Here is a 26,405-nt window from a genome sequence, read left to right as displayed (position 1 = left end):
GTTCCATGGACCTGTTCAGCAAGGCTCCCGTCGCCCAACCCCTGGCCGCCCGCTTGCGCGCGGCCAGCCTGGACGAGTACGTCGGCCAGGAGCACCTGCTCGCCCGCGGCAAGCCGCTGCGCGAGGCGCTGGAGCAGGGCGCGTTGCACTCGATGATCTTCTGGGGCCCGCCGGGGGTCGGCAAGACCACCCTCGCGCGGCTGCTGGCCCAGGTCACCGACGCCCATTTCGAGACCATTTCCGCGGTGCTGTCCGGGGTCAAGGAGATCCGCCAGGCGGTCGAGGTGGCCCAGCAGCACGCCGCGCAGTACGGCCGGCGCACCATCCTGTTCGTCGATGAGGTGCACCGCTTCAACAAGTCGCAGCAGGATGCCTTCCTGCCCTATGTGGAAGACGGCACGCTGATTTTCATCGGCGCCACCACCGAGAATCCGTCCTTCGAGCTGAACAACGCCTTGCTGTCCCGCGCCCGCGTCTACGTGCTGAAGAGCCTCGACGAAGCGGCGCTACGCAGGCTGGTGACGCGCGCCCTGAGCGATGTCCGGGGCCTGGGCGAGCGCCGCCTGAGCCTGCCGGATGCCAGCTTCCAGATCCTCCTGGCCGCCGCCGACGGCGACGGTCGACGCCTGCTCAACTTCCTGGAGAATGCCGCCGACCTGGCCGAGGATGGCGGCGAGATCAGCGTCGAGCTGCTGCAGGACCTGCTCGGCGACAGCCGCCGGCGTTTCGACAAGGGCGGCGAGGCCTTCTATGACCAGATCTCGGCGCTGCACAAGTCGGTGCGCGGCTCCAGCCCGGACGGCGCGCTGTACTGGTTCGCGCGCATGCTCGACGGCGGCTGCGACCCGCTGTATATCGCCCGCCGTGTGGTGCGCATGGCCAGCGAGGACATCGGCAACGCCGACCCCCGGGCGCTGACCCTGTGCCTGAACGCCTGGGACGTGCAGGAGCGCCTGGGCAGCCCGGAAGGCGAACTGGCGGTGGCCCAGGCCATCGTCTACCTGGCCTGCGCGCCGAAGAGCAATGCGGTGTACAACGCCTTCAAGGCGGCGATGCGTGATGCCGCGGAGCAGGGCTCGCTGGAGGTGCCGCTGCACCTGCGCAACGCGCCGACCAAACTGATGCAGGAGCTGGGTTACGGCGACGAGTACCGCTACGCCCACGACGAACCCGATGCCTACGCCGCCGGCGAGGACTACTTCCCCGAGCAGCTGGCGCCACGCCGCTACTACCAGCCGGTGCCCCGTGGCCTGGAGCTGAAGATCGGCGACAAGCTCAGGCACCTGGCCGAGCAGGATCGCGCCAGCCCGCGGCAACGGAGAAAGCCATGATCGGCGCCACCCTGGCCGTGGCGGCGGGCGGCGCGGCCGGTTGCCTGTTGCGTTTCGCCACGGCGAACTGGATCAATGCCCACTGGCCGCAGCACTTCAATGTCGCCACCCTGGCGGTGAACCTGGTCGGCTGCCTGCTGATCGGCTACCTGTACGGGCTGTTCCTGTTGCGCCCGGAGGTGCCGCTGGAGCTGCGCGCCGGCCTGATCGTCGGCTTCCTCGGCGGCCTGACCACCTTCTCATCCTTTTCCCTCGACACCCTGCGCCTGCTGGAAAGCGGCCAGGCGCCACTGGCCATCGGCTACGTGGCGCTCAGTGTGTCGGGTGGCCTGCTCGCGACCTGGGCCGGCCTATCCTTCACCAAACTCTGATCGACGAGAACCCGACATGCTCGACTCCAAACTGGTGCGCACCCAACTGCAAGACATTGCCCAGCGCCTGGCGACCCGCGGCTTCGAACTGGATGTAGCGCGTTTCGAGGCGCTGGAGGCCCAGCGCAAGACCGTACAGACCCGTACCGAACAACTGCAGGCCGAGCGCAACAGCCGCTCCAAGGCCATCGGCCAGGCCAAGCAGCGCGGCGAGGACATCGCCCCCTTGCTGGCCGACGTCGACCGCATGGGCAGCGAGCTGGAGGCCGGCAAGCAGGAACTGGATGCCATCCAGAGCGAGCTGGACAGCCTGCTGCTGAACATCCCCAATCTGCCGCATGAGTCGGTGCCGATCGGCGACGACGAGGATCACAACGTCGAAGTGCGCCGCTGGGGCACGCCCAAGCAGTTCGACTTCGAGATCAAGGACCATGTGGCCCTGGGTGAGCAGCATGGCTGGCTGGACTTCGAGACCGCGGCCAAGCTGTCCGGCGCGCGCTTCGCCCTGCTGCGCGGCCCCATCGCCCGCCTGCACCGCGCCCTGGCGCAGTTCATGATCGACCTGCACACCCGCGAGCACGGCTACGAGGAGGCCTACACCCCTTATCTGGTGCAGGCCCCGGCCCTGCAGGGCACCGGCCAGCTGCCGAAGTTCGAGGAAGACCTGTTCAAGATCGGTCGCGAGAACGAGGCCGACCTGTACCTGATTCCCACCGCCGAGGTGTCGCTGACCAACATAGTCGCCGGCGAGATCCTCGAGGCCAAGCAGCTGCCGCTCAAGTTCGTCGCCCACACTCCATGTTTCCGCAGCGAGGCGGGTGCCTCCGGCCGCGACACCCGCGGCATGATCCGCCAGCACCAGTTCGACAAGGTGGAAATGGTGCAGATCGTCGAGCCGAGCACCTCCTACCAGGCGCTGGAGGACCTCACCGCCAACGCCGAGAAGGTCCTGCAGCTGCTCGAGCTGCCGTACCGGGTGCTGGCCCTGTGCACCGGCGACATGGGCTTCGGCGCGACCAAGACCTACGACCTGGAAGTCTGGGTGCCGAGCCAGGACAAGTACCGGGAGATCTCCTCCTGCTCCAACTGCGGTGATTTCCAGGCGCGGCGCATGCAGGCGCGCTTCCGCAACCCGGAGACCGGCAAGCCGGAGCTGCTGCATACCCTCAACGGCTCCGGCCTGGCGGTGGGCCGCACCCTGGTGGCGGTGCTGGAGAACTACCAGCAGGCCGACGGCAGCATCCGCGTGCCGCAAGTGCTCAAGCCCTATATGGGCGGCATCGAAGTGATCGGCTGAGCAGTCGGGTGGAAAGGGCCCGGGTCTTTTCCACCCAATCCCGCCCGCGCTGGAAGATGCTGCGCGGTTTTCCACCCCTACCTTTCTTGCTCGTCGAGGCCGCGATGGATTTCCTACCCCTGTTCCATAAGCTGCAGGATCGCCGGGTGCTGCTGGTCGGCGGCGGCGAAGTGGCCCTGCGCAAGGGGCGCCTGTTGGCCGATGCCGGTGCGACGCTGCGGGTGGTGGCGCCCGAGGTGCGCGACGAGCTGCGTGAGCTGGCCGGGCAGGGCGCCAATCAGCTGCTGTTGCGTGGTTACCAGCAGGATGACCTGGCCGGCACGGCGCTGGTCATCGCCGCCACCGACGATGAGCCGCTCAATGCGCAGATTTCCGAACAGGCCCAGGCGCTCGGCATCCCGGTCAATGTGGTGGATGCGCCGACGCTGTGCAGCGTGATCTTCCCGGCCATAGTCGATCGTTCGCCGTTGATCGTCGCGGTCAGCAGCGGTGGCGATGCGCCGGTGCTGGCACGGCTGATACGGGCCAAGATCGAGACCTGGATTCCCGCCGCCTATGGCCAGCTGGCCGGCCTGGCCAGGCGCTTCCGCGCCCGGGTCAAGGCGCTGCTGCCCGATGTGCAGCAGCGCCGGGTGTTCTGGGAGGAGGTATTTCAGGGCCAGGTCGCCGAGAGCGTGTTCGCCGGCAAGCTGCAGGAGGGCGAGCGCCTGCTCGAGGCGAAGATCGCCGGCGCCGTGCCCCAGGCCCTGGGCGAGGTGTACCTGGTCGGCGCCGGCCCCGGTGATCCGGACCTGTTGACCTTCCGCGCCCTGCGCCTGATGCAGCAGGCCGACGTGGTGCTCTACGACCGCCTGGTGGCCCCGGCGATCATCGAGCTGTGCCGGCGCGACGCCGAGCGCATCTACGTCGGCAAGCGCCGCGCCGAGCATGCCGTGCCCCAGGAGCAGATCAACCAGCGCCTGGTGAGCCTGGCCAAGGCGGGCAAGCGAGTGCTGCGTCTGAAGGGCGGCGACCCCTTCATCTTCGGCCGCGGCGGCGAGGAGATCGAGCAGCTGGCGGCCCAGGGCATTCCCTTCCAGGTCGTGCCGGGCATCACTGCGGCCAGCGGTTGCGCAGCCTATGCCGGCATCCCGCTGACCCATCGCGACCATGCGCAATCGGTGCGCTTCGTCACCGGCCACCTCAAGGACGGCAGCTGCGACCTGCCCTGGTCCGAGCTGGCGGCGCCGCGCCAGACCCTGGTGTTCTACATGGGGCTGGTCGGCCTGCCGCTGATCTGCGAGCGGCTGGTCGCCCACGGCCGCGCCGCGGATACGCCGGCGGCGCTGATCCAGCAAGGCACCACCAGCAACCAGCGGGTCTTCACCGGCACCCTGGCCAACCTGGCCGACCTGGTCGGCCACCACGAAGTGCACGCCCCGACTCTGGTGATAGTCGGCGAGGTGGTGCAGCTGCGCGACAAACTGGCCTGGTTCGAAGGAGCGCAGGCCGACGTCTGAGTCCGGGGCTCGGCCGCTCAGGGCCGCTGCCAGCCCCCCTTGCCGGGCAGGCGCTCACGGTCGTGGGGGCGGGCGAAGTCCAGCATCGGTCCGCGTGGCACTATGCCGGTCGGGTTGATGCTGGCGTGGCTGGCATAGTAGTGGTTCTTGATGTGCTGCAGATCCACGGTGGGCGCGACACCCGGCCATTGGTACAGCTCGCGCAGCCAGTGGGACAGATTGGGATAGTCCTCGATGCGGCGCAGGTTGCACTTGAAGTGGCCGTGGTACACCGCATCGAAGCGAATCAGGGTGGTGAACAGCCGCCAGTCGGCCTCGGTGAGGTGCTCGCCGGCCAGGTAGCGGCGCTCGCCGAGCAGGGTGTCGAGGCGGTCCAGCTCGGCGAACAGCTCGACGAAGGCCTCCTCGTAGGCCTGCTGGCTGGTGGCGAAGCCGGCGCGGTAGACGCCGTTGTTGACCGCCGGGTAGATGCGCGCGTTGAGGGCGTCGATCTCGCTGCGCAGCGCCTGCGGGTAGAAGTCCAGTCGATTGCCGGTCAGGCCGTCGAAGGCCGAGTTGAACATGCGGATGATCTCCGCCGACTCGTTGCTGACGATGCGCCCGCGCCGCTTGTCCCACAGCAGGGGCACTGTGACCCGGCCGCTGTAGCTCGGGTCGTCGGCGGTGTAGCGCTGATGCAGGAAGGCATGGCCATCCAGCGCATCGCCCGTGGAGCCGTGATCCGGGTCGAAGGTCCAGCCGTCATCGCGCATCAGCCAGCCGACCACCGAGACCCCGACCAGTTCCTCCAGCCCCTTGAGTCTGCGCAGGATCAGGGTGCGGTGGGCCCAGGGGCAGGCCAGGGATACATACAGGTGATAGCGGCCGGCCTCGGCGGCGAAACCGCCTTCGCCGCTCGGCCCGGGGGCGCCATCGGCGGTGATCCAGTGGCGCCGCTGGGCGCTCTCGCGCTTGAACTGGCCGTCCTCGCCCGTGTCGTACCACTGGTCGTGCCAGCGCCCGTCGATCAGCAGCCCCATGATGTGCGTCCTCTTGTGTTGGAAACTCGAGGTCCAGTCTACCGAGTGTAAGTCGATAGAAAAGCGCAAATAGATGGGCTATTAGATCGATGCGTTAGATGGGTTTGCGGACTTCCCAGCGCCGCAGGGCCTCGGCGAAGGCCTCGTCGCGGGGCATGCCCAGGGCGCGCAGGGCCAGGGCCATGGTGCTCAGCACGGCCAGGCGGCCGTAGTCATCCTCCACCTCGCCGCGCCAGAAGGCCAGCAGGTGCGCGGGCTGCAGTTGCTCGGGCTTGACGTGGCGCTGCGGCGACAGCGGCAGCCAGTCCTCGTCCCAGTTGGCGCCCTGGGCCGTGCCATAGAGGTGGCTGGTGGCGTCCGGGTTGATCTCGATCTCGCCGCCTTCGCCCTTGATCACCACGGCGCTGTCGCCGAGCAGCTGGCTGGCCTCGCGGTGCACTGCCTGGTAGCCGGGGTGGAAGATGCTCTGCAGGCCGCAGCGAGCCCCCAGCGGGTTGAGGATGCGCGCCAGGGAGTGGATGGGCGAGCGCAGGCCGAGGGTGTTGCGCAGGTCGATCATGCGCTGCAGCTGCGGCATCCAGGCCCCCAGCGGGATGAAGGCCAGGCGCTGGTCGTCCAAAGCCCGCTCGACTTCGCCCCAGTTCTGGCACGGGGGGATGGCCAGCGGGTCGAGGCACTGTTCGCTGTACAGGCGCCCGGCGGTGTGGGCGCCGCCGCCGTGCAGGAGGATGCGCACGCCACTCTGGGCCAGGGCCTTGGCGGCCAGGAGGAACCAGGGCAGGTGGCGCTTCTTGCCGGCGTAGCTCGGCCAGTCCAGGTCCACGGCTATAGGAGGCGCCTGCAAACGCTCGCGGATGGCCTCGGCGAAGCCGGCCATTTCCTCGGCGCTCTCCTCCTTATGCCGCAACAGCATCAGGAAGGCGCCGAGCTGGGTGTCCTCGACCTTGCCATCCAGCAGCATGGCCATGGCTTCGCGGGCCTCGGTGCGGGTCAGGTTGCGCGCGCCGCGCTTGCCCTTGCCGAGGATGCGCACGAACTGGGCGAAGGGGTGTTCGGGAGGGGCTACGAGGTTCATAGGCAGTTCGTCGGTTTGGGCAGGCCCGCCAGCTTGGCGGCGAGTTTGGCGGGAGCGCCTTTGAACAGCAGGTTCAGGTGCAGGCTGCTGCCTTTTTCCGGTCCCAGCTTGAGCGCCGCGTACTTGATCAGCGGGCGATTGGCCGGCGACAGCTGGAACTCGGCATAGAAACTGCGCAGCAGGTGGAGGATTTCCCAGTGATCGTCGCCCAGGTGCAGCCCCTCATCGCGGGCCAGGGCCTCGGCCACGACTTCGGACCAGTCATCCAGCTCGGTCAGGTAGCCATCCTTGTCCAGCGCGATGGCGCGACCATCGACCATCAAGTGTTTCATAGCCAGCTGTTGACCTTGGCGAAGCGGCAGCTGAGTGCGACGAACCCCGGATAATCCACCGCCTGCACCCGGGGGTGAGGGGCGATGGCCCGGGCTTCGAGGTCTTCGGCCAAGGCAAACAGGGCAACGTCATCGGGCACCAGGTCCAGGGCTTGGCGCGGCGCGCTGCCGGCGCTCAGGGCGTACACCGCGTCTCCGCTGAGCAGCAGGCCATCGGTCGGCCCGAGCAGGCGCAGGCAGCTGCTCAGGCGGCTGTCGGAGAAGGGCGAATGGGAGAGTACGTGCAGAGTTGCCATCAGAGGGTAATCACCTGGTCATAGCGGTCGATAAGCGCCTTGAGGGCCTCGTCATCCAGTATCTCGGCGGTCAGCGCCAGCGGTTGATCGGCCAGGCCACGCTCTTGCAGGCTGCAGGCCGCGACATACAGCGACTCGACGCCGAACATCGGCAGCGCCTGCAGGTTGGCGCCCAGGTCTTTCTGCTGCAGGGCCTTGGGCTGTTGCCGCGGGATGAGCTGAAATACCCCGTCATCGAGAAACAGCAGGGCGATCGGCAGGTCGAAGGCGCCGCCGGCCAGGGCGATGTCCAGTGCCTCGCGGGCGCCAGGGCCCGCCCAGGGCGCCTGGCGGCTGATGATCAGCAGGGACTTGCTCATCTCACGGCCCTCCAAAGCACAGCAGGCGATCGGCCGTCTGCGCCGCTTCATGCAACTGGCCCAGGCCGGACAGTTCCCAGGGCGCCTCCAGGTTGGCCGCGCTGCGACCATAGCGCCGGGCTTCCTCCTCGTTGAGCACGCCGCGACGCAGAGCCGCTGCGATGCACACCACGCCATCGAGCTGGTGCGCCTGGATGAACGCGCGCCATTCGGCGGACAGGTCCAGTTCATCCTGGGGGGGGATCACGTTGTTCGAAGCGCTGTGCACGCCATCCTGATAGAAGAACAGGCGCACGATCTCGTGCCCGCCGGCCAATGCCGCCTGGGCGAAGCGCAGGGCGCGGCGCGAGGAGGGCGCGTGGGAGGCGGAAAACAGGGCGATGGCGAATTTCATGGGTAGGCCAAGCGGGAAATCTGCCGGAATGATAAAGCCTGCGCGCGCAAGATGCTCGCCGCAGGCATGAAAAAGCCCGCCGAAGCGGGCTTTCGATGGGGGCGGCTCGGTCAGTCGTCGCCCATCAGGCCGAACAGCTGCAGCAGGCTGACGAACAGGTTGTAGATCGACACGTACAGGCTGATGGTCGCCATGATGTAGTTGCGCTCGCCGCCGTGGATGATCTCGCTGGTCTGATAGAGGATGCAGGCCGAGGAGAACAGCACGAAGCCGGCGCTGATCGCCAGTTGCAGGCCGCTGATCTGGAAGAAGAAGCTGGCCAGGATGGCGCCGAGCAGGACGAAGAAACCGGCGGTGATGAAGCCGCTGAGGAAGCTCATGTCCTTGCGGGTGGTCAGCACGTAGGCGGACAGGCCGCAGAACACCAGGGCCGTCATGGAGAACGCCGAGCTGACCACTTCCGCACCGTTGGCCATGCCCAGGTAGCGGTTGAGGATCGGGCCCAGGGTGTAGCCCATGAAACCGGTCAGGGCGAGGGTGGAGACCAGGCCCCAGGGCGAATTACGCAGTTTCGCGGTGAGGAAGAACAGACCGTAGAAGCCGATCAGCACCACGAAGATATTCGGGTAAGGTACGTTGGCGCGCTGGGCGAAGAACGCCACCAGGCCGCTGAAGGCCAGGGTGATGGCCAGCAGGCCGTAGGTGTTGCGCAGGACGCGGCCAACCTCTTGTTGCTCAACCTGCGAGTGGCTGAGAGCGTAATCTTGTTCGCGCATGGCGACACTCCTTATTAAAGTGCTGGTGGTTCCGTGATCAGGCTGAGCCCGATCATAACAGAGCATAGGACAGTGCCAAGGCGCAGAGTTTGACAGTGTGTTGCGTTCCGGTAAGATTGCCGCCCGCAGCAACGCCGGAAGCGTGGCAGAGCGGTTGAATGCAACGGTCTTGAAAACCGTCGAAGGGGAAACTCTTCCGTGAGTTCGAATCTCACCGCTTCCGCCATACGACTGAAAACCCCTGATCGCCTCGCAGCTCAGGGGTTTTTTCGTTTCTCAACCCGTTGCTGGTCCTGCGGTCTGATCTGTCACCTCGCCACCCTGCAGCCGTTGCTCTTTCCTTGGGTAAGCCTGTTGCCCCGATGGCAGGTCTTCGTGGCCAGGCGTTGCGGCCCGATAAGCGAGAGCCAGCCGCGATAAAGCCTGGGCTGCGGCCTTTTCAGGGCGCTCGGAGTGGGCAAAGCGTCTGGCGCTCGTTGCGCAATGCCTGCCGTATGGTGCGTCTCTCTTCGGTCAATCCGAAGCTATTGCATGGTCTGCGCAGGCGAACTCAGGTGACAGATTTTGCTGTTAGAAAACAAAAAGACCATATAAAACAGATATTTATGCCTATAAATAGTGATGACTTGGGCTGGCGACAAATGCTTGACAATGTATGGGGCCGATTCTTTAGTTAGCTGTGGGAGAGGGATGATTTATCGGCTTTTTCGCGAAGGAGAGGGCGCGAAATAACCTTGGAACAACGCTAGGGGAGATTGTGATGGACCGGCCAATACGCACCCCGGACAAGGGGATGTCTGTTCACAATCGAATTCTGCCAGTTCCTCTGCATGATCCTCCCGCCTCCTGAGCCGTAGTGCCAACGAACTACGGCGCCATTCCTAAGTCCTCGCAGTTTCGCGACAGGGTTGCAGTTGACTGTCGCGAAGAGGGCTTGTTGTGGCCTTGGATTGAGTCAGCTGCATCCGTGTTCTGCGCCGATCGCGCGGGGGTGCTTCATGCGGCCTTGAGAGTGGCTGGGCTGCGAGAGAATGCTAACGAGGACAACGCCATGAAGACCCTGTTACTGGAGAACGTGGACAGACTAACCCCGGGAGATTGGAAGATTTCCGTCCGTGCGGGTGGTTGGGAGCCGGTTCCCGCGCTGGCCAGCGAGCTGTCGGAGGGCGAGGGCCGGCGTGACTTCCTGAGGCTCACGGCGGCGGCCATGGCTGCACCTCTATTCTTCGCCTCGACCGGCAGCGAGGCCCGCCGCCGGCGCCGCGGGCGCGATCCGGAGCCGGAGCCCGCGCCGGAACCCGGTCCGCCGGTCGTGCCGCCTAGCCCGCCGAGCATTCCCTGGGCCAAGGAGCTGCCGGAAGAGCCGCCCGTGCTGGAGGCCACCGAGCTGGACCCTGCCCCCACCGGCCTGGCGCAGACCGCCCTGGGCGAATGCGGGCGTGACAAGCATCAGCGCTGGGACCAGCTGTATGCCACGCCGCGCCAGTATCCGCCGATGCATTACGAGCTGAGCGTCGAGGAAAACGACGCCTGGGAATTCAACCCGGCCTACCCGAGGCAGCGCATCTGGGGCTTCACCGGCGACTCGTCCAAGGCGACCACCCCGGGGCCGACCATCATGGCCCGTTACGGTCAGCCGGTGGTGGTGCGCTTTCGTAACAACCTGCCGCAGAACCATGTCGGCTTCGGCTCGCCGGAAATCTCGATGCACCTGCACAATCACCATGTCGGCTCCGAGAGCGACGGCTTCCCCGGCGACTACTTCAGCCCGCTCAAGGCCGGCCCGACCCTGGCCGCGCCGGGGCGGTGGAAGGACCACTTCTATTCGAACATCTACGCCGGCTACGACGAACTGCAGAACGGTATCGGCGACGAGCGCGAGGCGCTGGGCACCCTGTGGTACCACGACCACACCTTCGACTTCACCGCGCCCAACCTGTACCGCGGCATGGCCGGTTTCTACCTGCTCTTCGACCATATCGACTCGGGCAACGAGCGCGACCCCAGTCCTACGGCCCTGCGCCTGCCCAGTTACCCCTACGACTATCCGCTGAGCTTCGGCGACCGCCGTTTCGACGCCAACGGCATGCTGGTCTACGACCAAGTGGACCCGGACGGCACTCTGGGCGACAAGGTCGCGGTCAACGGCCTGATCGAGCCGGTGCTGAAAGTGGCGCGGCGCAAGTATCGCTTCCGCCTGCTGGATATCGGCCCGAGCCGAATCTACGAGTTCTTCCTGACCCGTGCCAACGGCGTGTCGCAGACCTTCGACTACATCGGCAACGACGGCAACCTGTTCCCCGCGCCACTGCGCAATCGCGTCAGCGTGCGCATCGCCGTGGCCGAGCGCGCGGATATCGTCATCGACTTCTCCAAATACGCGATCGGCACCGAGCTGTTCCTGGTCAACCGCCTGATCCAGACCATATCGCGCCGTGCCGATGGTCTAGGGGCATCCACCCAGGTGTTGAAGTTCATCGTCGACCGCGAGCCGGCCGAGCAGGACCTGAGCCAGGTGCCGAATGTGCTGCGCGAATTGCCGCCCCTGGACCCGGCGGAGATCGCCGCGGCGCCGGTACGGCGCTGGGTGTTCGAGCGCAAGAACGGCATGTGGGCGATCAACGGCCAGTTCTTCAATCCCAATCAGTCGCGGGCGGTGATTCCCAAGGGCGGCGCCGAGGTCTGGGAGCTGGTGAACATCGACAACGGCTGGAGCCACCCCATCCATATCCACTTCGAGGAGGGGCGCATCCTCAGCATGACCCGCGACGGCGTCGCGGTGCCGGTACCCCCGGAGTGGCAGGGGCGCAAGGACGTTTACGTGCTCAGGGAAATGTCGAGCTTCAGGATCTTCCTGCGCTTCCGCGACTACGTCGGCAAGTACGTGATGCACTGTCACAACCTGATCCACGAGGATCACGCGATGATGCTGCGCTGGGACATCAGGGAAGACGACTAGTCGCCGCGACGGAGGTATTGCCATGAATACGCGAAGAAAACTGCTGGCCGGAATGGGCGCGGTGGCGCTGGGCGGGCTGCTCTGGCAGCGCTTCCCGGCGGAGGCGGACGGCGAGGTCGAGGATGCCGTTCAGGCCCCCGAGGATACCTACTTCCCCAACGTCTGGGTCACCACCCACGAGGGTGAACGGGTGCGCTTCTACGACGACCTGGTGCGGGGCAAGATCATCACGGTCAACATGATGTACGTGGACTGCGCCGGTGCCTGCCCGACCATGACCTCCAACCTGCGTAAGGTGCAGGATTTGCTCGGCGAGCGGCTGGGTGCGGAGGTGTTCATGTACTCCATCACCCTGCAACCGGAGATCGACCGCCCGGAACATCTCGAGGAGTACGTCAGGCAGCAGCGTCTGTTGCCCGGCTGGAAGTTCCTCACCGGTGACCCGGCCGATATCACCCGGCTGCGCTACGGCCTGGGCTTCTACGACCCGGACCCGGAAGTCGACCGCAACCTGGCCACCCATACCGGCATGCTGCGGGTCGGCAACGACCGCAACGAGCGCTGGACCATGGCGCCGGCCCTGGCCGACCCGGAGCGCATCATCACCACCATCAACCATGTCGATGGAGCCATGGTGCACACCGTCCATCGGGGGCGCGAGGGTGCCAGCCGCGTCGGCTAGCGGGGGGCATGCTCTACGGGAGGCGTGGGAATTAATGCTCGCAGCAAGGAGGTGCTCGGGCCCTGAACAAGGGTGAGCGTGATGAAGCACACAGCAACCGGAAGCGACAAGGACAAGGGGGGCGCGCCATCCCATGATGCCACTTCCCCGAAGCGCACCAGCAGCGTGCAAGAAGAGAAGGGCGAGGACGAAGGCCGCCGTGCCTTTATCAAGGGTACGGCGGTGGGCTTGGCGCTGCCGCTACCGCTGCTGCTGAGTGCCACGAGCGGTAGCGGCAAGAGGCGGGAGCGCCGCGACGACGAGGCCGAGCGGGGCGACAGGCCGGAGAAGAGTCCGCCGAGCATTCCCTGGCAGATCGAGTTGCCGCTGGCCCATGAGCCGCTGCGACCGGCGGTGCTCGACCCGGCGCCGATGGAGGAGGCCAACACCGCGGCCGGCGAGGCCGGGCGCGACGCCCATCAGCGCTGGGACGAGCTCTACGAGCGCGTGCGGGAATATCCGCCCGTTTACTACGAGATGAGCGCTGCGGAAAACCCCGCCTGGATCTTCAATCCGGCCTATCCGCCGCAGCGTACCTGGGGCTTCGCCTATGGCGGCACCGCCGCGACCTCGCCGGGGCCGACCATAATCGCGCGCTACGGCCAGCCGACCATAGTGCGCATCTACAACCACTTGCCCCAGGACCACAAGGGCTTCGGCTCGCCGGAGATCGCCACCCATCTGCACAACGCGCACACGGCCTCGGAGAGCGACGGATTTCCCGGGGACTTCTACAGTGCGTTCAAGGCCGGGCCGACCCTGGCCGCCCCCGGGCAGTTCCTGGATCACTTCTATCCCAACATCTACGCCGGCTACGACGAGCAGCAGAACGGCATCGGCGACCCGCGCGAAGCCTTGGGCACCTTGTTCTACCACGACCACACCATGGACTTCACCGCGCCGAACCTGGTCCGTGGCCTGATGGGCTTCCTCCTGCTGTTCGACGATGTCGACTCCGGCGACGAGCGCGACCCCAGTCCCGCGGCGCTGCGCCTGCCCAGCTACCCTTACGACTATCCCCTGGCGTTCGCCGACCGCCTATTCGACCGCAATGGCATCCTGTTCTACGACCCGGTGGACCCGGAGGGTACCCTGGGCGACAAGGTCATCGTCAACGGCTATGTCGAGCCGGTGTTGCGGGTGGCGGCGCGCAAGTACCGTTTGCGCCTGCTCAACGGCGGCCCGAGCCGCGTCTACGAGTTCTATCTGGTCGACGCGAACGACAGGGTGCAGACCTTCACCTACATCGCCAACGACGGCAACCTGCTGCCGGCGCCGCTGTTCAACCAGCAGCGGGTGCGCCTGAGCGTGGCCGAGCGCGGCGATATCGTGGTGGATTTTTCCCGGTACCCGATCGGCACCGAACTCTACCTGGTCAATCGCCTGGAGCAGGACGACACGCGGCGCCCGGATGAGGTGGAGGCCCCTGGCGTGCGCTTGCTGAAGCTGATCGTCGATCGTTTCCCGCCCGAGCAGGACCTCAGCCGGGTGCCGCCGGTGCTGCGCGAGCTGCGCCCGCTCGATCCGGAGGAGATCGCCAATGCGCCGGTGCGCCGCTTCGAGTTCGAACGCACCAACGGCATGTGGGCGATCAACGACAAGTTCTTCAATCCGCTGCGCAGCGCCGAAGACGTTCGCCAGGGCAGCGTCGAGGTCTGGGACCTGATCAACAACTCGGGCGGCTGGTCCCACCCCATTCACATCCACCTGGAGGAGGGGCGGATCATCGCCAAGTTCCAGGACGGCATCGACGAGGACGATCGGGTGCCCGTGCCGCCCCACGAGCAGGGGCGTAAGGATGTGTTCGCCTTGCTGCCGAACTCGCGGACCAAGGTGCTGCTGCGCTTTCGCGACTTCCTCGGCAAGTACGTCATGCACTGCCATAACCTGATCCACGAAGACCACGCGATGATGCTGCGCTTCGATGTCGTCGCGCCCGGCCAGCAGACGGATGACCCGGCTCCTGATCGGGACCGGCCCGGCGAGCGTCTCGACCGTGACGACAAGCGCTCGTCTCGAGGCCAGGGCAAGGGCCGCAGAGGCTAGGTGCTCGGCGCTTCGCCGGTCCCCCAAAGCCTGTGCCCGGAATTACCGGCTGGCCGTCTGCATTCCCCAAGCTAGAGCGGGTGCTCCCTCAGTGACGAAGGTGTCGAGGGGCGCTGTGTTTTTATGGCGTTTGCTATTTGACGCGCCTGCACCAAACTAGGTTCGTGTCGCGCTTTTTGATATGGTGAGCGTCGAAAAACAACCGCAATTCAGACCGCAGCAGTGATGCGCATGGGGAGTTCGCTTGATTAGGGTGCTGGTGGTCGATGACCACGATCTGGTTCGAACAGGCATCACGCGCATGCTGGCGGACATCGACGGCCTGCAGGTCGTCGGTCAGGCCGACTCCGGCGAGGAGTCGTTGAAGAAAACCCGCGAACTCAAGCCCGATGTCGTCCTGATGGACGTCAAGATGCCGGGTATCGGCGGCCTGGAGGCCACCCGCAAGCTGCTGCGCAGCCATCCTGAGCTGAAGGTGGTGGCGGTTACCGCGTGCGAGGAAGACCCTTTCCCCACCCGCTTGCTGCAGGCGGGGGCGGCCGGTTACCTGACCAAGGGCGCGGCGCTGACGGAGATGGTCCAGGCCATCCGCCAGGTGTTTGCCGGGCAGCGCTACATCAGCCCGCAGATTGCCCAGCAGCTGGCGTTGAAACCCTTCCAACCCCAGGGCAATGCTTCGCCATTCGACCTGTTGTCCGAGCGCGAAATCCAGATCGCGCTGATGATCGCCAGCTGTCAGAAGGTGCAGAGTATCTCCGACAAGCTGTGTCTGTCGCCGAAAACGGTGAACACCTACCGCTATCGGATCTTCGAGAAACTATCGATCACCAGCGATGTCGAGCTCGCCTTGCTGGCGGTGCGCCACGGCATGGTCGATGCCGTCAGCTGAGATGAACGCCCCGTTCGACGCCAGTGCCTTCCTCGCCACCTGCAGCAGCCGCCCCGGTGTCTACCGCATGTTCGGGGCGGACGCCAAACTGCTCTACGTCGGCAAGGCGAAGAACCTGAAGAAGCGCCTGGCCAGCTACTTTCGCAAGAGCGGCCTGGCGCCCAAGACCGCGGCGCTGGTCGGCAAGATCGCCCAGGTCGAGACTACCATCACCGCCAACGAGACCGAGGCGCTGCTGCTCGAGCAGACCCTGATCAAGGAGTGGCGGCCGCCCTACAACATCCTGCTGCGCGACGATAAGTCCTACCCCTACGTGTTTCTCTCCGACGGCGAGTTTCCGCGTCTGGGCATTCACCGCGGGGCGAAGAAGCTCAAGGGCCGTTATTTCGGCCCCTATCCCAGCGCCGGGGCGATTCGCGAGAGCCTGGGCCTGCTGCAGAAGGCCTTCCTGGTGCGCCAGTGCGAGGACAGCTACTTCAAGAACCGCACGCGCCCCTGCCTGCAGTACCAGATCAAGCGCTGCAAGGGACCCTGTGTCGGCCTGGTCGAGCCGCAGGAGTACGCCGAGGATGTGCGCCATTCGGTGATGTTCCTCGAAGGCCGCAGCAACGCCCTGAGCGCAGAGTTGTCCGCCGAGATGCAGCAGGCCGCCGGCGCGCTGGATTTCGAGCGGGCCGCCGAGCTGCGCGACCAGGTGGCCTTGCTGCGCCGGGTGCAGGATCAGCAGAGCATGGAAGGCGGCAGCGGCGATGTGGACATAGTCGCGGCCATGGTCAACCCCGGCGGGGCCTGCGTGCACTTGATCAGCGTGCGCGGTGGGCGGGTGCTGGGCAGCAAGAACTTCTTCCCCCAGGTGGCGATAGAGGAGGAGGGTAGCGAGGTGCTGCTGGCCTTCCTCGCCCAGTACTACCTCAGCAGTCAGGAGCGCGACCTGCCCAGCGAGTTGATCGTCAATGCGCTGCACGAGGACTTCCCCACGCTGATTTCCGCCATTGCCGAGGCGCGCAGTCGCGAGCTGAGCATCAGCCATCGCGTGCGCGGCACCCGCGCGCGCTGGCAGCAACTGGCCGTGACCAATGCCGAGCAGGCCCTCGGCGCGCGCCTGGCCAACCGCCAGCATGTCGCCGCCCGGTTCGAGGCCCTGGCCGAGGCCCTGGACATGGATGAACTGCCGCAACGCCTGGAGTGCTTCGACATCAGCCACTCCAGCGGCGAGGCGACCGTGGCTTCCTGCGTGGTGTTCGGCCCCGAGGGCCCACTGAAGTCCGACTACCGGCGCTACAACATCGAAGGCGTCACCGCCGGCGACGACTACGCGGCCATGCACCAGGCCTTGACCCGGCGCTTCAGCAAGATCAAGGACGGCGAGGGCAAGCTGCCCGATATCCTCCTGGTCGACGGCGGCAAGGGCCAGCTGGCCATGGCCCGCGAGGTCTTGGAGGAACTGGCCGTGCCCGACCTGATCCTACTCGGGGTCGCCAAGGGCGCCACCCGCAAACCCGGTCTGGAAACCCTCTACCTCAACGACGCCGCCCATGAGTTCACCCTGCCGGGAAACTCGCCGGCCCTGCACCTGATCCAGCAGATTCGCGATGAATCGCACCGCTTTGCCATCACCGGACACCGCGCGCGGCGCGGCAAGGCCCGGCGTACCTCCAGCCTGGAAGAAGTCGCCGGGGTGGGACCGAAGCGCCGCCGTGAGCTGCTCAATCATTTTGGCGGCCTGCAGGAGCTGACCCGGGCGAGCGCCGAGGAGATCGCCAAGGCCCCCGGCATCAGTAAAAAGCTTGCCGAGTCGATTTATGCCGCCCTGCACAGCGAGTAGAATGCCGACTCACCTCGCAGCCCAGTTGTGCCGATGAACATCCCCAACCTGCTTACCGTGCTCCGCGTCCTACTGATCCCGATCTTCATCCTGCTGTTCTATCTGCCTTTTTCCTGGAGCTATTGGGCCGCCGCCGGCGTGTTCGCCTGTGCCGCCTTCACCGACTGGTTGGATGGCTACCTGGCGCGTCGTTGGGAGCAGAGCACGCCTTTCGGCGCCTTCCTCGACCCGGTCGCCGATAAGTTGATGGTGGCCGTCGCCCTGGTGTTGCTGGTGGCCGAACATGCCAACCTGTGGCTGACGCTGTCGGCGGCAATCATCATCGGCCGGGAAATCGTGGTGTCGGCCCTGCGCGAGTGGATGGCCGAACTGGGCGCCCGTGCCCATGTCGCGGTGTCCAACCTGGCCAAGTGGAAAACCGCCGCGCAGATGCTCGCGCTGATCATCCTGCTGGCCAATCCGCCGCTGTTCAACTTCTGGGTGCTGCTTGGCTATGCGCTGCTGATCGTCGCCGCGGTGCTGACCCTGTGGTCGATGCTGCAGTACCTGCTGGCCGCCTGGCCGCACCTGAGTACCACCGCGGAAAAGAAATAAAGTTTTTTGAATCAAGGGGTTGACGGGGCGTTCTGAAGCTATAGAATGGCGCCCGTCACCAAGACAAGCGGGAATAGCTCAGTTGGTAGAGCACGACCTTGCCAAGGTCGGGGTCGCGAGTTCGAGTCTCGTTTCCCGCTCCAATTTCTACGGGCCGTTTACGACGGCCCGTTTGGTTTCAAGGCTGAGTAGCAGAGTGGTTATGCACCGGATTGCAAATCCGTGAACGCCGGTTCGATTCCGACCTCAGCCTCCAATTGAAAAGCCCCAAGTAGTCATCCTACTTGGGGCTTTTTATCGCGCGCCTGTTTTTATGCGGTTCGACAAGCCAGGGCCGTTTCATGCGGCTCATGTAGCAGTGCTCGGGGCCCTCGCGATTACCCAGGGAAGGCCGGTATGTTCGGGGAACATTGCCCCGGCCCCTTTTCTTCTTGCGGTGACGGCATGACCGGGTGGTTCAATAGCTTTCGTATTCGCCTCACGCTGTTCTTTGGTGCACTCAGCATGGCCTTGGGGCTGGGGCTGTTCCTGTATATCACCCAGGTCTCATCGGAAAGCATGACCAATGCCCGAGGGGAAACCCTTAGAGGGCTGACCGGGCACATCGCCGATGTCCTGGCGGAAACTCTGCGCGAGCGTGAGCGTGAGCTGTGGTTGCTCAGCCAGAGCCCGATGTTCGTCGATGGCCCGCTCGACGGGGTGGCGATGCGCAGGCGACTGGACCAGGTCAAGGCGTCTTATCGTCACTACGCCTGGCTTGGGGTTGCGGATGCCGCCGGCATGATCCAGTCTGCCGCCGATGGTCTGCTGATAGGCCAGAACGTCGATCAGCGGCCCTGGTTCCAGGAGGGCCGCAAAGGGCGCTTTGTCGGTGATATCCATGAGGCGGTGTTGTTGGCCAAAAAACTGGCGGCATTGCCTTCCGGCGAGCCGCTCCGTTTCGTGGACTTTGCCGCGCCCATTCATGACGCCAGGGGAGAGCTGCGCGGCGTGCTGGCCGCCCATGCCCATTGGCAGTGGGTGGCGGAGGTCATCAACAGGGCGCTACCCGCCAATGCCGAAGGCGAGAAGATCGAGGCCCTCATTTTCAGCGCGGATGGTCGGTTACTCCACCCCTATGAGGAAATCGGTCAGCTGAGCCTGCCCGCGCAACTGAAGGCTGGGGAAAATTCGCCGACCATCGTCGAATGGAGCGACGACGGACGCTATCTGACCAGCAATGTGGTGGTTCGCGCTTCCACCAGAGTGGAGCTCGGCTGGCGTGTGGTGCTACGCCAACCGGTTCAACACGCGCTCGCCCCAGTCGCGCGCATGCAGCGTAGCCTTATCCTGCTGGGGCTGTTCACCTCGGCGGTGTTCATGCTGCTGGCCTACCGCCTGGCAGTGGCGTTCAGCCGGCCCGTCGAGCAATTGGCTGTTGCGGCGCGGCGCATCGAGCGGGGCGATGAGCAGACTCACTTTCGTTTCGCTGGACGCACACTTGAGCTGCGCGGGCTGGCCGCGTCTCTGGAGGGCATGACGAGTACCTTGCTGGCCAACCGGCAGGCTCTGGAGGCGAGTAACGCCAGCCTGGAGCAGAAAGTCGAGGAGCGCACCGCCGAACTGACGGAGGCCAACCAGCAGCTCAGCCTGCTGGCGCGGCGTGACGCCCTGACTGGACTGCATAACCGGCTGGCAGCCACTGAACGGCTGCGCGAGGAGTTCCTGCGTGCCCAGCGTAGCGGCAAGCCCTATGCCTTGCTGTTGCTGGATGTGGACTACTTCAAGAAGGTCAACGACACCCATGGCCATGCAGTGGGCGATGCGGTGCTCAAGCACGTTGCCTCTCTCCTTGGCGTGGCTTTGCGACAGACCGATTTCGTGGCCCGCTACGGTGGTGAAGAGTTCCTGGTGTTGCTGCCCGAGTGCGATCGGTCGAATGCACTTCTGGTCGCCGAGAAAATTCGTCAGCGAGTGGCTTCGGCCACTGTGCCGGGGGTGGGGCACATCACCCTGAGCTGTGGTGTGGCCATGGCCGATGTGGGCGATCAGGACGAGGACTTGGCCGTGCGCCTTGCCGACCAGGCCCTGTACCAGGCTAAAGATGCCGGCCGCAACAGGGTGGTTTTTCAGGCGCAGGCTCTGGCTTGATTCGCCATGCAACGCGGCTGCCGCGCAGCGGGTCATCGCCAGCGGCTTCGTTAGCCTGCAAATGGGGCTGGAGTCTCTGCGTCAATCGCCGAGCCGCAGTTTCCCCAGGGCTGCAGCCCAGCTAGAAAGCTCCCAAAAATAATGGTTTACGCGCATTTTCTAATAAAACTGAAAGGTTGCGGCTTCGTCGAGTGCTGTATATAGTCCTGGCCTCGCTCGAGCCAGCCAAGGCTCGCTGCGTTGGGCCAGGCCTCATTCGTCGTGAATGACAGGGCCCTGCCCGCCGTCCGTTAGCCATTCATCTGCTTAGCCAGGTGAGATGCGCCGAAGCGCCCCGATGGTGAAATTGGTAAACACAGCAGACTTAAAATCTGCCGACCGCAAGGTCTTGCCGGTTCGATTCCGGCTCGGGGCACCATACTGGGTATCGAGTCTTGCTCCAGCGCCTGCTCGGGCAAGCTGAGAGTCCAACCGCGCAACGGGTCGTTTCCCTTTATGCCGCGCCGTCTCCAATGCCTGTCCCCTGCGGTGAAGTGCGCAAATCCAGTGCATTCCCTGACTCGCCTCGCCATGTTCTGGGAGATCTTCCCGGGCTCGGCCTCCCGCAGCGTCTGCGATAAGCGCCTAAATCTCTCCTATAGTTAAAACAGACCTGCCCACCTCCGAGGCACTGTTGTAGTGCATGTCGGACGTCTGAAGTAAAGCCCCCATGGGCACCAAGTCCCTCATCTGCATACGCCGGGCGAGCGTTTAAGTGGCAGCCGGTCCGCAAGGGCTCCGGGTGATTCTGGAGCTGGGCGGGTTCGCCGCGCAGTTGTGATGCGCAACCACAAGTACATGAGGAACCCCCATGGAACATGCACTCAGTTTCGCAACATGGTTCTGGCTGATCGTGCCGATGGGCGGCGTCGTTCTGCTGTCGCTGGTTACCTACCTAATGGGCAAGTGAGGAGCGCCAGCCATGAGCATGAGTACCCCCACCCTTGTGACTTTCATCATCTATCTGATTGGCATGCTGGTGATCGGGTTTGCGGCCTATCGGCTCACCGACGACCTGTCCGACTACGTACTCGGCGGACGCCGCCTCGGACCCGGCGTGGCGGCGCTGAGCGCCGGCGCCTCGGACATGAGCGGCTGGCTGCTGCTCGGGCTGCCCGGTGCGCTCTATGCCGCCGGCATGAACCAGGTGTGGATCGCGGTGGGGCTGACCATTGGCGCCTACCTGAACTGGCAGTTTGTGGCGCGGCGGCTGCGGGTTTACACCGAGGTCGCACGAGACGCGATCACCGTGCCCGACTACCTGGAGAATCGCTTCCATGACAGCAGCAAGGTGTTGAGGATGATCTCGGCGCTGGTGATTCTGCTGTTCTTCACCTTCTACACCTCGTCCGGCATGGTGGCAGGCGCGACCCTGTTCGAGAAGAGTTTCGGCATGGAGTACGGTGTCGCGCTCTGGGTGGGCGCGATCGTCATCATTTCCTATACCTTTCTCGGCGGTTTTCTGGCCGTGTGCTGGACCGACTTCGTGCAAGGCCTGCTGATGTTCCTCGCCTTGCTCATGGTGCCGATTGCGGTGATCGCGGCCGATGGTGGCTGGGGCAACACGGTGTCGGAGGTGGCGGCGATCGATCCGGCGCGGCTCGACATCTTCCATAACATGACGCTGTTCGGCATCGTCTCGCTGATGGCCTGGGGGCTGGGTTATTTCGGCCAGCCCCATATCGTCGTGCGCTTCATGGGCCTGCGCCGTTCTCGCGACATGCCCACCGCCAAGCTGATCGGCATGACCTGGATGGTGCTGGCGCTGTATGGCGCGATCTTCACCGGCTTTGCCGGCATCGCCTACTTCGCCGAGAGTCCGCTGGAGAATCCGGAAACGGTGTTCATCAGCCTGTCGCAAGTGCTGTTCAATCCCTGGGTGGCCGGCGTGCTGCTGGCGGCAATCCTGTCGGCGATCATGAGCACCATCGACTCGCAGCTGCTGGTGTCCTCGAGCGCCCTGACCGAAGACTTCTACAAGGCCATGATCCGGCCTAACGCCGGCCAGCAGGAGCTGGTGTGGATCGGCCGCGGTACGGTGATTCTGATCGCGCTGATCGCGGTGCTCATGGCGCGCGACCCCGACAGTACGGTGCTCGGTCTGGTTTCCTATGCCTGGGGCGGGTTCGGCGCGGCGTTCGGCCCGGTGATCATCCTGTCGCTGTTCTGGAAGCGCATGACCCGCAACGGCGCGATTGCCGGCATGGTGGTCGGCGCGCTGACGGTGATTCTGTGGAAGCAGGTCGAAGGCGGCATGTTCGACATGTACGAGATTCTTCCCGGCTTCATCCTCTGTGCGCTCACGGTTGTCGGGGTCAGCCTGATGGGGCCGGCGCCGACGGCGGCGATCCGGAGCGAGTTCGATGCCTTCGAGAAGACCCTTCATGACTAGCTGCGGGTAGACGACCGCGTCGCGCACGCGGCCACCGCAAGGCCGGCGGAGGCGTCCGCCCAGATTCCAGGCGAGGACGAGACGATGATCTTCGATACTCCCCCACTGCAACCCGATGCGCTGCGGCGCGAGATCGACGCCCACTACCGGGCTGACGAGGCGAGTTGTGTGACGGCGCTGCTGGGGCAACTCGATCTATCGTCCCAGGCCCAGGCGCGGATCCAGGCGACGGCCGGCCGCTTGGTCGAGGGCGTGCGCGCCAAGTCCAAGGGCGGCATCGACGCCTTTCTGCACCAGTACGGTTTGTCTACCCAGGAAGGGGTGATGCTGATGTGCATCGCCGAGGCGCTGCTGCGCATCCCCGACGACGCAACCCAGGAGGCCCTGATCCGCGACAAGATGTCGGCGGCCAACTGGGATGCGCACCTGGGGCGCAGCGACTCGGTGTTCGTCAACGCCTCGACCTGGGCGCTGATGCTGACCGGCCGGGTCGTCGGCCTGCGCGGCGTCAAGGGCCAGACGCCAGGGGCGGTGCTGCGCCGGCTGGTCGCCCGGGTCGGCGAGCCGATGATCCGCGAGGCCGTGAACCAGGCGATGCGCATCATGGGCAAGCAGTTCGTCATGGGCCGCACGATCGGCGAGGCGCTCGAACGCGCCAAGGCCTTCGAGCGCAAGGGCTATCGCTACTCCTACGACATGCTGGGGGAGGCGGCGCGGACCATGGCCGACGCCGATCGCTTCTTCGAGTCCTACCGCAGCGCGATTGCCGCCATCGGTCGGGTGTCGGGCGGCAAGGGGATCTACGACGGGCCGGGTATCTCGGTGAAGCTGTCGGCGCTGCACCCGCGCTACGAACTGTGGCAGGAGCGCCGGGTCATGGACGAGTTGGTGCCGCGCATGCATGCGCTGGCGGTCGAGGCCGCCCGGCTCGACATCGGGCTCAATATCGACGCCGAGGAGGCGGCGCGGCTGGACATCTCCCTCGACGTGTTCGAGGCGATTTCCGGCTCCGACGACCTCAAGGGCTGGGACGGCTTCGGCGTCGTGGTGCAGGCCTACCAGAAGCGAGCGCCCTTCGTCATCGACTGGCTCGCCGACATGGCGCGGCGCCACGGCCGTAGGCTCATGGTGCGCCTGGTCAAGGGCGCCTACTGGGATGCGGAGATCAAGCTGTCGCAGGAGCTGGCACTGCCCGACTATCCGGTCTACACGCGCAAGATGAACACCGATGTCGCCTACCTCGCCTGCGCGCGCAAGCTGCTCGCGCAGCGCGACCTGTTCTATCCGCAGTTCGCGACCCACAACGCCCACTCCATTGCCTCCGTGCTGGAGTACGCGGGCGACAAGGGCGGCTTCGAGTTCCAGCGCCTGCATGGCATGGGTGAGGAACTCTACGAGGGCGTGGTCGAGGACAAGCGCATCGGCATGCCGTGTCGCATCTATGCGCCGGTCGGCGGGCATGAGGATCTGCTCGCCTACCTGGTACGGCGACTGCTGGAAAACGGCGCCAACAGCTCCTTCGTCAACCGCATCCAGGATGAATCGCTGCCGGTCGAGGCGATCATCGCCGATCCGGTCGCTCAGGTGCAGGCGCTGCCCTACATCCCACACCCGCATATCCCCCAGCCGCGCGACCTGTACGGCCAGGGCCGGAGCAACTTCGCCGGGCGGGATCTGTTCGATCGCGCGACCTTGCGCGAGTTTGCCGAGGCCATGGCGGCGGCCGAGCAGGGTGCCTGGAGCGCCGGGCCGATCATCGACGGCGAGGAGCGCAAACGCGACGCGTGCGAGGTCCTGAGCCCGGCCGACCGCACCCGTGTAGTCGGCCATGCTGGTGAGGCTACGGGCGAGGACATCGAACAGGCCTTGGCCAGTGCACAGTGCAGTGCCGTGGACTGGGCCGCGACGCCGGTCGCCGAACGCGCTGCCGCGCTGCGCCGTCTGGCCGACCTGATGGAGCAGGAGGCGCCGCAACTGATGGCCATCGCTGTTCGCGAGGCGGGCAAGACGCTAGCCGACGCGCTCGCCGAGGTGCGCGAGGCGGTCGATTTCTGTCGTTATTACGCGCAGCGCGCCGAGCACGACTTCGGCCAGCCGGTGAGGCTGCGCGTACCCTCCGCGGCGGGCCACGAGGCTCGTCTGCATGGCGGTGGGGTGTTCTGCTGCATCAGCCCGTGGAACTTCCCTCTGGCGATCTTCACCGGTCAGATCACTGCGGCATTGGCCGCGGGTAACGCGGTGGTGGCCAAGCCTGCGGAGCAGACGCCGCTGATCGCCGCCGCCGGGGTCCGGCTCATGCACCGCGCCGGCATCCCGACCGGCGTACTGCACCTGTTGCCCGGCGATGGTGCGCGGGTAGGTGGAACGCTGGTCGCCGACACCCGCGTCAGCGGCGTGTGCTTCACCGGTTCGACCGAGGTCGCCCAGCTGATCAACCGCACGCTGGCACGGCGCGACGGTGCGCTCTGCCCATTGATCGCCGAGACCGGCGGTCTCAACGCGATGATCGTCGACTCCAGCGCGCTGCCCGAGCAGGTGGCCCGCGACGTGGTCATGTCGGCCTTCCAGAGTGCCGGCCAGCGTTGTTCGGCGCTGCGCGTGCTGTTCGTGCAGGAGGACGTCGCCGACAAGATGTTGAAGATGATCTGCGGCGCGATGGAGGAGCTCAACGTCGGCGACCCGGCGCTGTTGTCCAGCGATATCGGCCCGGTCATCGACGAGGAGGCCAAGGGCCTGCTCGAGCAGCACATCAAGCGCATGCGCGGCGAGGCGAAGCTGCTCAAACAGGTCAAACCGGGGCCGAGCAGCGGCAGGGGCAGTTTCGTCGGCCCGGTCGCTTTCGAGCTGGACAGTCTTTCGCGGCTCAAGCGCGAGGTGTTCGGGCCGGTGCTGCACGTCATCCGCTTCCCCGGCGAGCAGATCGGCAAGGTCGTCGAGACCATCAACGCGACCGGATACGGACTGACCCACGGCATCCACACCCGGGTCGACGAGACGCGTGATTACATCCTCGAACGTGTGCGCGCCGGTAATACCTATGTGAACCGCAACCAGATCGGCGCGGTCGTGGGCGTCCAACCCTTCGGTGGCGAAGGGCTGTCGGGCACCGGCCCGAAGGCGGGCGGGCCGCACTATCTGCAGCGCTTCGCCAGTGAAGTCGTCGATGGCGCAGCAGGGGAGGCCGCCGCCCCCACTGGCGGCCCAGGCGCAATGGCGGGGGTCTCACGGGAGCAGTTCAGCCGTGCTCTCGAGGAGGCGCGCACCGCAGCACCGGCTTGGGCGGCTAGGCCAGTCGCTGAGCGGGCCGACCTGCTGGAGGCGGTCGCCGCGGCGCTCGAGGCTTCCGAGCAGAAGCTGGCTGGACTCGATCCGGACTCTGGGCAGGGCATCGCTCGGGCCGCCGAGTCTCTGCGTTTCTATGCGGCCCATGCGCAAGCCGAACTGGCCGAGCCCATCGGGCTGCCAGGGCCTACCGGTGAGCGCAACCAAATGTGGTTCCCGCCGCGCGGCCTCGTGGCCTGTTTCGCGGCGGCCGGCAGCGGCTTCACCGCGCTTGCCGCCCAGTGCGGCGCGGCGCTCGTCGCGGGCAACGCCGTGCTGCTGTGGCACGAGGACGAGCCCATCGCCACCGAGCTACAACGTCTGCTGCATGCCGCCGGGCTGCCGAAGGCATCGGTTGCCGTGCTGGCGGCCGGCAGCGATGCGACGCTCAAGGAGGTGATCGAGGACGCGCGTGTCGATGCCGTCGCACTTGCCGGCCCGCACGACCTCGCGAAGGCGCTCAATCGTGTGCTGGCCGAATGCGACGGCGCGATCCGTCCGTTGATTCCATTCGCCCTGCAGGCACATGCGGGCGGCGCGCCGGGTTGCCCGCTCGCCGGCAGCCCGGCCTACCTGCACCGTTTTGTGCTGGAACGCGCCGTGAGCATCGATACCACCGCGTCGGGTGGCAACGCCTCACTGTTCACGATGGAGTAGCCGCCCCCTAGCTCGCGAGGACCAGAATAGGTTCCGCGTGGTACCGCGCTTGTCGCTGCAAGGCACTGGCGCCATCATCGGTC

20 protein-coding genes and 4 tRNA genes are annotated in these 26,405 nt (G+C 65.7%); 17 read left to right on the top strand and 7 right to left on the bottom strand.

Annotated elements, in window-relative coordinates:
• Positions 1–5 precede the first annotated feature (5 nt).
• The 4 genes from SBP02_RS10470 (at position 6) to cysG (ending at position 4,498) form a co-directional block, all read left to right on the top strand.
• Positions 6–1,331, top strand: coding sequence for a replication-associated recombination protein A (locus tag SBP02_RS10470; protein ID WP_318639664.1), 1,326 nt, complete (start codon positions 6–8; stop codon positions 1,329–1,331).
• Positions 1,328–1,702 carry a fluoride efflux transporter CrcB gene (crcB, locus tag SBP02_RS10465; RefSeq protein WP_318639663.1) on the top strand — a complete coding sequence of 125 codons (375 nt, stop codon included), beginning with the start codon at positions 1,328–1,330 and terminating at the stop codon, positions 1,700–1,702. The genes SBP02_RS10470 and crcB overlap by 4 nt, the downstream gene beginning before the upstream one ends.
• A gap of 16 nt (positions 1,703–1,718) precedes the next feature.
• A complete protein-coding gene (gene serS / locus SBP02_RS10460; protein ID WP_318639662.1) occupies positions 1,719–2,999 on the top strand; it encodes a serine--tRNA ligase in 1,281 nt (426 codons plus the stop codon).
• Between the two features lie 104 nt (positions 3,000–3,103).
• Positions 3,104–4,498: a siroheme synthase CysG gene (cysG, locus tag SBP02_RS10455; RefSeq protein ID WP_318639661.1), complete on the top strand. Its 1,395-nt coding sequence runs from the start codon at positions 3,104–3,106 to the stop codon at positions 4,496–4,498.
• Between the two features lie 17 nt (positions 4,499–4,515).
• Here the strand turns inward: cysG and SBP02_RS10450 are convergent, their stop codons facing one another.
• The 7 genes from SBP02_RS10450 to SBP02_RS10420 form a co-directional block, all read right to left on the bottom strand.
• Entirely contained in the window at positions 4,516–5,517 is a 1,002-nt protein-coding gene (locus SBP02_RS10450; protein ID WP_318639660.1) for a glutathione S-transferase family protein, read from the bottom strand.
• A 94-nt stretch (positions 5,518–5,611) separates the two neighbouring features.
• Positions 5,612–6,592 (bottom strand): glycosyl transferase family protein, encoded by a 981-nt coding sequence (locus tag SBP02_RS10445; RefSeq protein ID WP_318639659.1) that lies wholly within the window; start codon positions 6,590–6,592, stop codon positions 5,612–5,614.
• Positions 6,589–6,924: a TusE/DsrC/DsvC family sulfur relay protein gene (locus tag SBP02_RS10440; RefSeq protein ID WP_318639658.1), complete on the bottom strand. Its 336-nt coding sequence runs from the start codon at positions 6,922–6,924 to the stop codon at positions 6,589–6,591. Before SBP02_RS10440 ends, SBP02_RS10445 begins: the two co-directional genes overlap by 4 nt.
• Positions 6,921–7,220: a sulfurtransferase complex subunit TusB gene (gene tusB, locus SBP02_RS10435; RefSeq protein WP_318639657.1), complete on the bottom strand. Its 300-nt coding sequence runs from the start codon at positions 7,218–7,220 to the stop codon at positions 6,921–6,923. The genes SBP02_RS10440 and tusB overlap by 4 nt, the downstream gene beginning before the upstream one ends.
• A complete protein-coding gene (gene tusC, locus SBP02_RS10430) occupies positions 7,220–7,579 on the bottom strand; it encodes a sulfurtransferase complex subunit TusC (RefSeq protein ID WP_318639656.1) in 360 nt (119 codons plus the stop codon). The genes tusB and tusC overlap by 1 nt, the downstream gene beginning before the upstream one ends.
• Position 7,580: 1 nt before the next feature.
• Positions 7,581–7,973: a sulfurtransferase complex subunit TusD gene (gene tusD / locus SBP02_RS10425; protein WP_318639655.1), complete on the bottom strand. Its 393-nt coding sequence runs from the start codon at positions 7,971–7,973 to the stop codon at positions 7,581–7,583.
• 110 nt (positions 7,974–8,083) lie between these two features.
• Positions 8,084–8,749 (bottom strand): Bax inhibitor-1/YccA family protein, encoded by a 666-nt coding sequence (locus SBP02_RS10420; RefSeq protein WP_318639654.1) that lies wholly within the window; start codon positions 8,747–8,749, stop codon positions 8,084–8,086.
• Between the two features lie 136 nt (positions 8,750–8,885).
• Here SBP02_RS10420 and SBP02_RS10415 point away from each other — a divergent pair.
• The 13 genes from SBP02_RS10415 to putA all read left to right on the top strand — a co-directional run bounded on the left by SBP02_RS10415 (position 8,886) and on the right by putA (position 26,322).
• Positions 8,886–8,975, top strand: a tRNA-Ser gene (locus SBP02_RS10415).
• Between the two features lie 825 nt (positions 8,976–9,800).
• A complete protein-coding gene (locus tag SBP02_RS10410; RefSeq protein WP_318639653.1) occupies positions 9,801–11,708 on the top strand; it encodes a multicopper oxidase family protein in 1,908 nt (635 codons plus the stop codon).
• A 22-nt stretch (positions 11,709–11,730) separates the two neighbouring features.
• A complete protein-coding gene (locus tag SBP02_RS10405; protein ID WP_318639652.1) occupies positions 11,731–12,390 on the top strand; it encodes an SCO family protein in 660 nt (219 codons plus the stop codon).
• Between the two features lie 81 nt (positions 12,391–12,471).
• Positions 12,472–14,475: a multicopper oxidase family protein gene (locus SBP02_RS10400; RefSeq protein WP_318639651.1), complete on the top strand. Its 2,004-nt coding sequence runs from the start codon at positions 12,472–12,474 to the stop codon at positions 14,473–14,475.
• Positions 14,476–14,719: 244 nt separating this feature from the next.
• On the top strand, positions 14,720–15,364 hold the full coding sequence (gacA, locus tag SBP02_RS10395) for a response regulator transcription factor GacA (RefSeq protein WP_318639650.1): 645 nt from the start codon (positions 14,720–14,722) through the stop codon (positions 15,362–15,364).
• A gap of 1 nt (position 15,365) precedes the next feature.
• On the top strand, positions 15,366–17,189 hold the full coding sequence (gene uvrC, locus SBP02_RS10390; protein WP_318639649.1) for an excinuclease ABC subunit UvrC: 1,824 nt from the start codon (positions 15,366–15,368) through the stop codon (positions 17,187–17,189).
• Between the two features lie 33 nt (positions 17,190–17,222).
• Positions 17,223–17,783, top strand: a complete 561-nt coding sequence (gene pgsA, locus SBP02_RS10385; RefSeq protein ID WP_318639648.1) for a CDP-diacylglycerol--glycerol-3-phosphate 3-phosphatidyltransferase — start codon at positions 17,223–17,225, stop codon at positions 17,781–17,783.
• A gap of 67 nt (positions 17,784–17,850) precedes the next feature.
• A tRNA-Gly gene (locus tag SBP02_RS10380) sits at positions 17,851–17,926 on the top strand.
• A gap of 39 nt (positions 17,927–17,965) precedes the next feature.
• Positions 17,966–18,039: transfer RNA gene (locus SBP02_RS10375), tRNA-Cys, on the top strand.
• Between the two features lie 140 nt (positions 18,040–18,179).
• A complete protein-coding gene (locus SBP02_RS10370; protein ID WP_318639647.1) occupies positions 18,180–19,913 on the top strand; it encodes a sensor domain-containing diguanylate cyclase in 1,734 nt (577 codons plus the stop codon).
• A gap of 331 nt (positions 19,914–20,244) precedes the next feature.
• Positions 20,245–20,331 (top strand) — tRNA-Leu (locus SBP02_RS10365).
• Between the two features lie 543 nt (positions 20,332–20,874).
• Complete coding sequence (gene putP / locus SBP02_RS10360; protein WP_318639646.1) at positions 20,875–22,344, top strand: sodium/proline symporter PutP; 1,470 nt, start codon at positions 20,875–20,877, stop codon at positions 22,342–22,344.
• Positions 22,345–22,428: 84 nt separating this feature from the next.
• A complete protein-coding gene (gene putA, locus SBP02_RS10355) occupies positions 22,429–26,322 on the top strand; it encodes a bifunctional proline dehydrogenase/L-glutamate gamma-semialdehyde dehydrogenase PutA (protein ID WP_318639645.1) in 3,894 nt (1,297 codons plus the stop codon).
• Positions 26,323–26,405 lie beyond the last annotated feature (83 nt).

This window comes from Pseudomonas benzenivorans (genome assembly GCF_033547155.1).
GTDB lineage: Bacteria > Pseudomonadota > Gammaproteobacteria > Pseudomonadales > Pseudomonadaceae > Aquipseudomonas > Aquipseudomonas benzenivorans_B.
Note: the sequence above shows the minus strand (reverse complement) of the source record. Positions and strands in the feature narration are given on the sequence as shown.

Bases quoted from the DNA above. Each gene is read 5' to 3' on its own strand.
- SBP02_RS10400 (WP_318639651.1), top strand. From the start codon at position 12,472: ATGAAGCACACAGCAACCGGAAGCGACAAGGACAAGGGGGGCGCGCCA.
- pgsA (WP_318639648.1), top strand. From the start codon at position 17,223: ATGAACATCCCCAACCTGCTTACCGTGCTCCGCGTCCTACTGATCCCG.
- SBP02_RS10450 (WP_318639660.1), bottom strand. From the start codon at position 5,517: ATGGGGCTGCTGATCGACGGGCGCTGGCACGACCAGTGGTACGACACG.
- tusB (WP_318639657.1), bottom strand. From the start codon at position 7,220: ATGGCAACTCTGCACGTACTCTCCCATTCGCCCTTCTCCGACAGCCGC.
- SBP02_RS10370 (WP_318639647.1), top strand. From the start codon at position 18,180: ATGTTCGGGGAACATTGCCCCGGCCCCTTTTCTTCTTGCGGTGACGGC.
- serS (WP_318639662.1), top strand. From the start codon at position 1,719: ATGCTCGACTCCAAACTGGTGCGCACCCAACTGCAAGACATTGCCCAG.
- cysG (WP_318639661.1), top strand. From the start codon at position 3,104: ATGGATTTCCTACCCCTGTTCCATAAGCTGCAGGATCGCCGGGTGCTG.
- SBP02_RS10440 (WP_318639658.1), bottom strand. From the start codon at position 6,924: ATGAAACACTTGATGGTCGATGGTCGCGCCATCGCGCTGGACAAGGAT.
- SBP02_RS10470 (WP_318639664.1), top strand. From the start codon at position 6: ATGGACCTGTTCAGCAAGGCTCCCGTCGCCCAACCCCTGGCCGCCCGC.
- uvrC (WP_318639649.1), top strand. From the start codon at position 15,366: ATGAACGCCCCGTTCGACGCCAGTGCCTTCCTCGCCACCTGCAGCAGC.
- SBP02_RS10405 (WP_318639652.1), top strand. From the start codon at position 11,731: ATGAATACGCGAAGAAAACTGCTGGCCGGAATGGGCGCGGTGGCGCTG.
- tusC (WP_318639656.1), bottom strand. From the start codon at position 7,579: ATGAGCAAGTCCCTGCTGATCATCAGCCGCCAGGCGCCCTGGGCGGGC.
- putP (WP_318639646.1), top strand. From the start codon at position 20,875: ATGAGCATGAGTACCCCCACCCTTGTGACTTTCATCATCTATCTGATT.
- putA (WP_318639645.1), top strand. From the start codon at position 22,429: ATGATCTTCGATACTCCCCCACTGCAACCCGATGCGCTGCGGCGCGAG.
- SBP02_RS10420 (WP_318639654.1), bottom strand. From the start codon at position 8,749: ATGCGCGAACAAGATTACGCTCTCAGCCACTCGCAGGTTGAGCAACAA.
- crcB (WP_318639663.1), top strand. From the start codon at position 1,328: ATGATCGGCGCCACCCTGGCCGTGGCGGCGGGCGGCGCGGCCGGTTGC.
- tusD (WP_318639655.1), bottom strand. From the start codon at position 7,973: ATGAAATTCGCCATCGCCCTGTTTTCCGCCTCCCACGCGCCCTCCTCG.
- SBP02_RS10410 (WP_318639653.1), top strand. From the start codon at position 9,801: ATGAAGACCCTGTTACTGGAGAACGTGGACAGACTAACCCCGGGAGAT.
- SBP02_RS10445 (WP_318639659.1), bottom strand. From the start codon at position 6,592: ATGAACCTCGTAGCCCCTCCCGAACACCCCTTCGCCCAGTTCGTGCGC.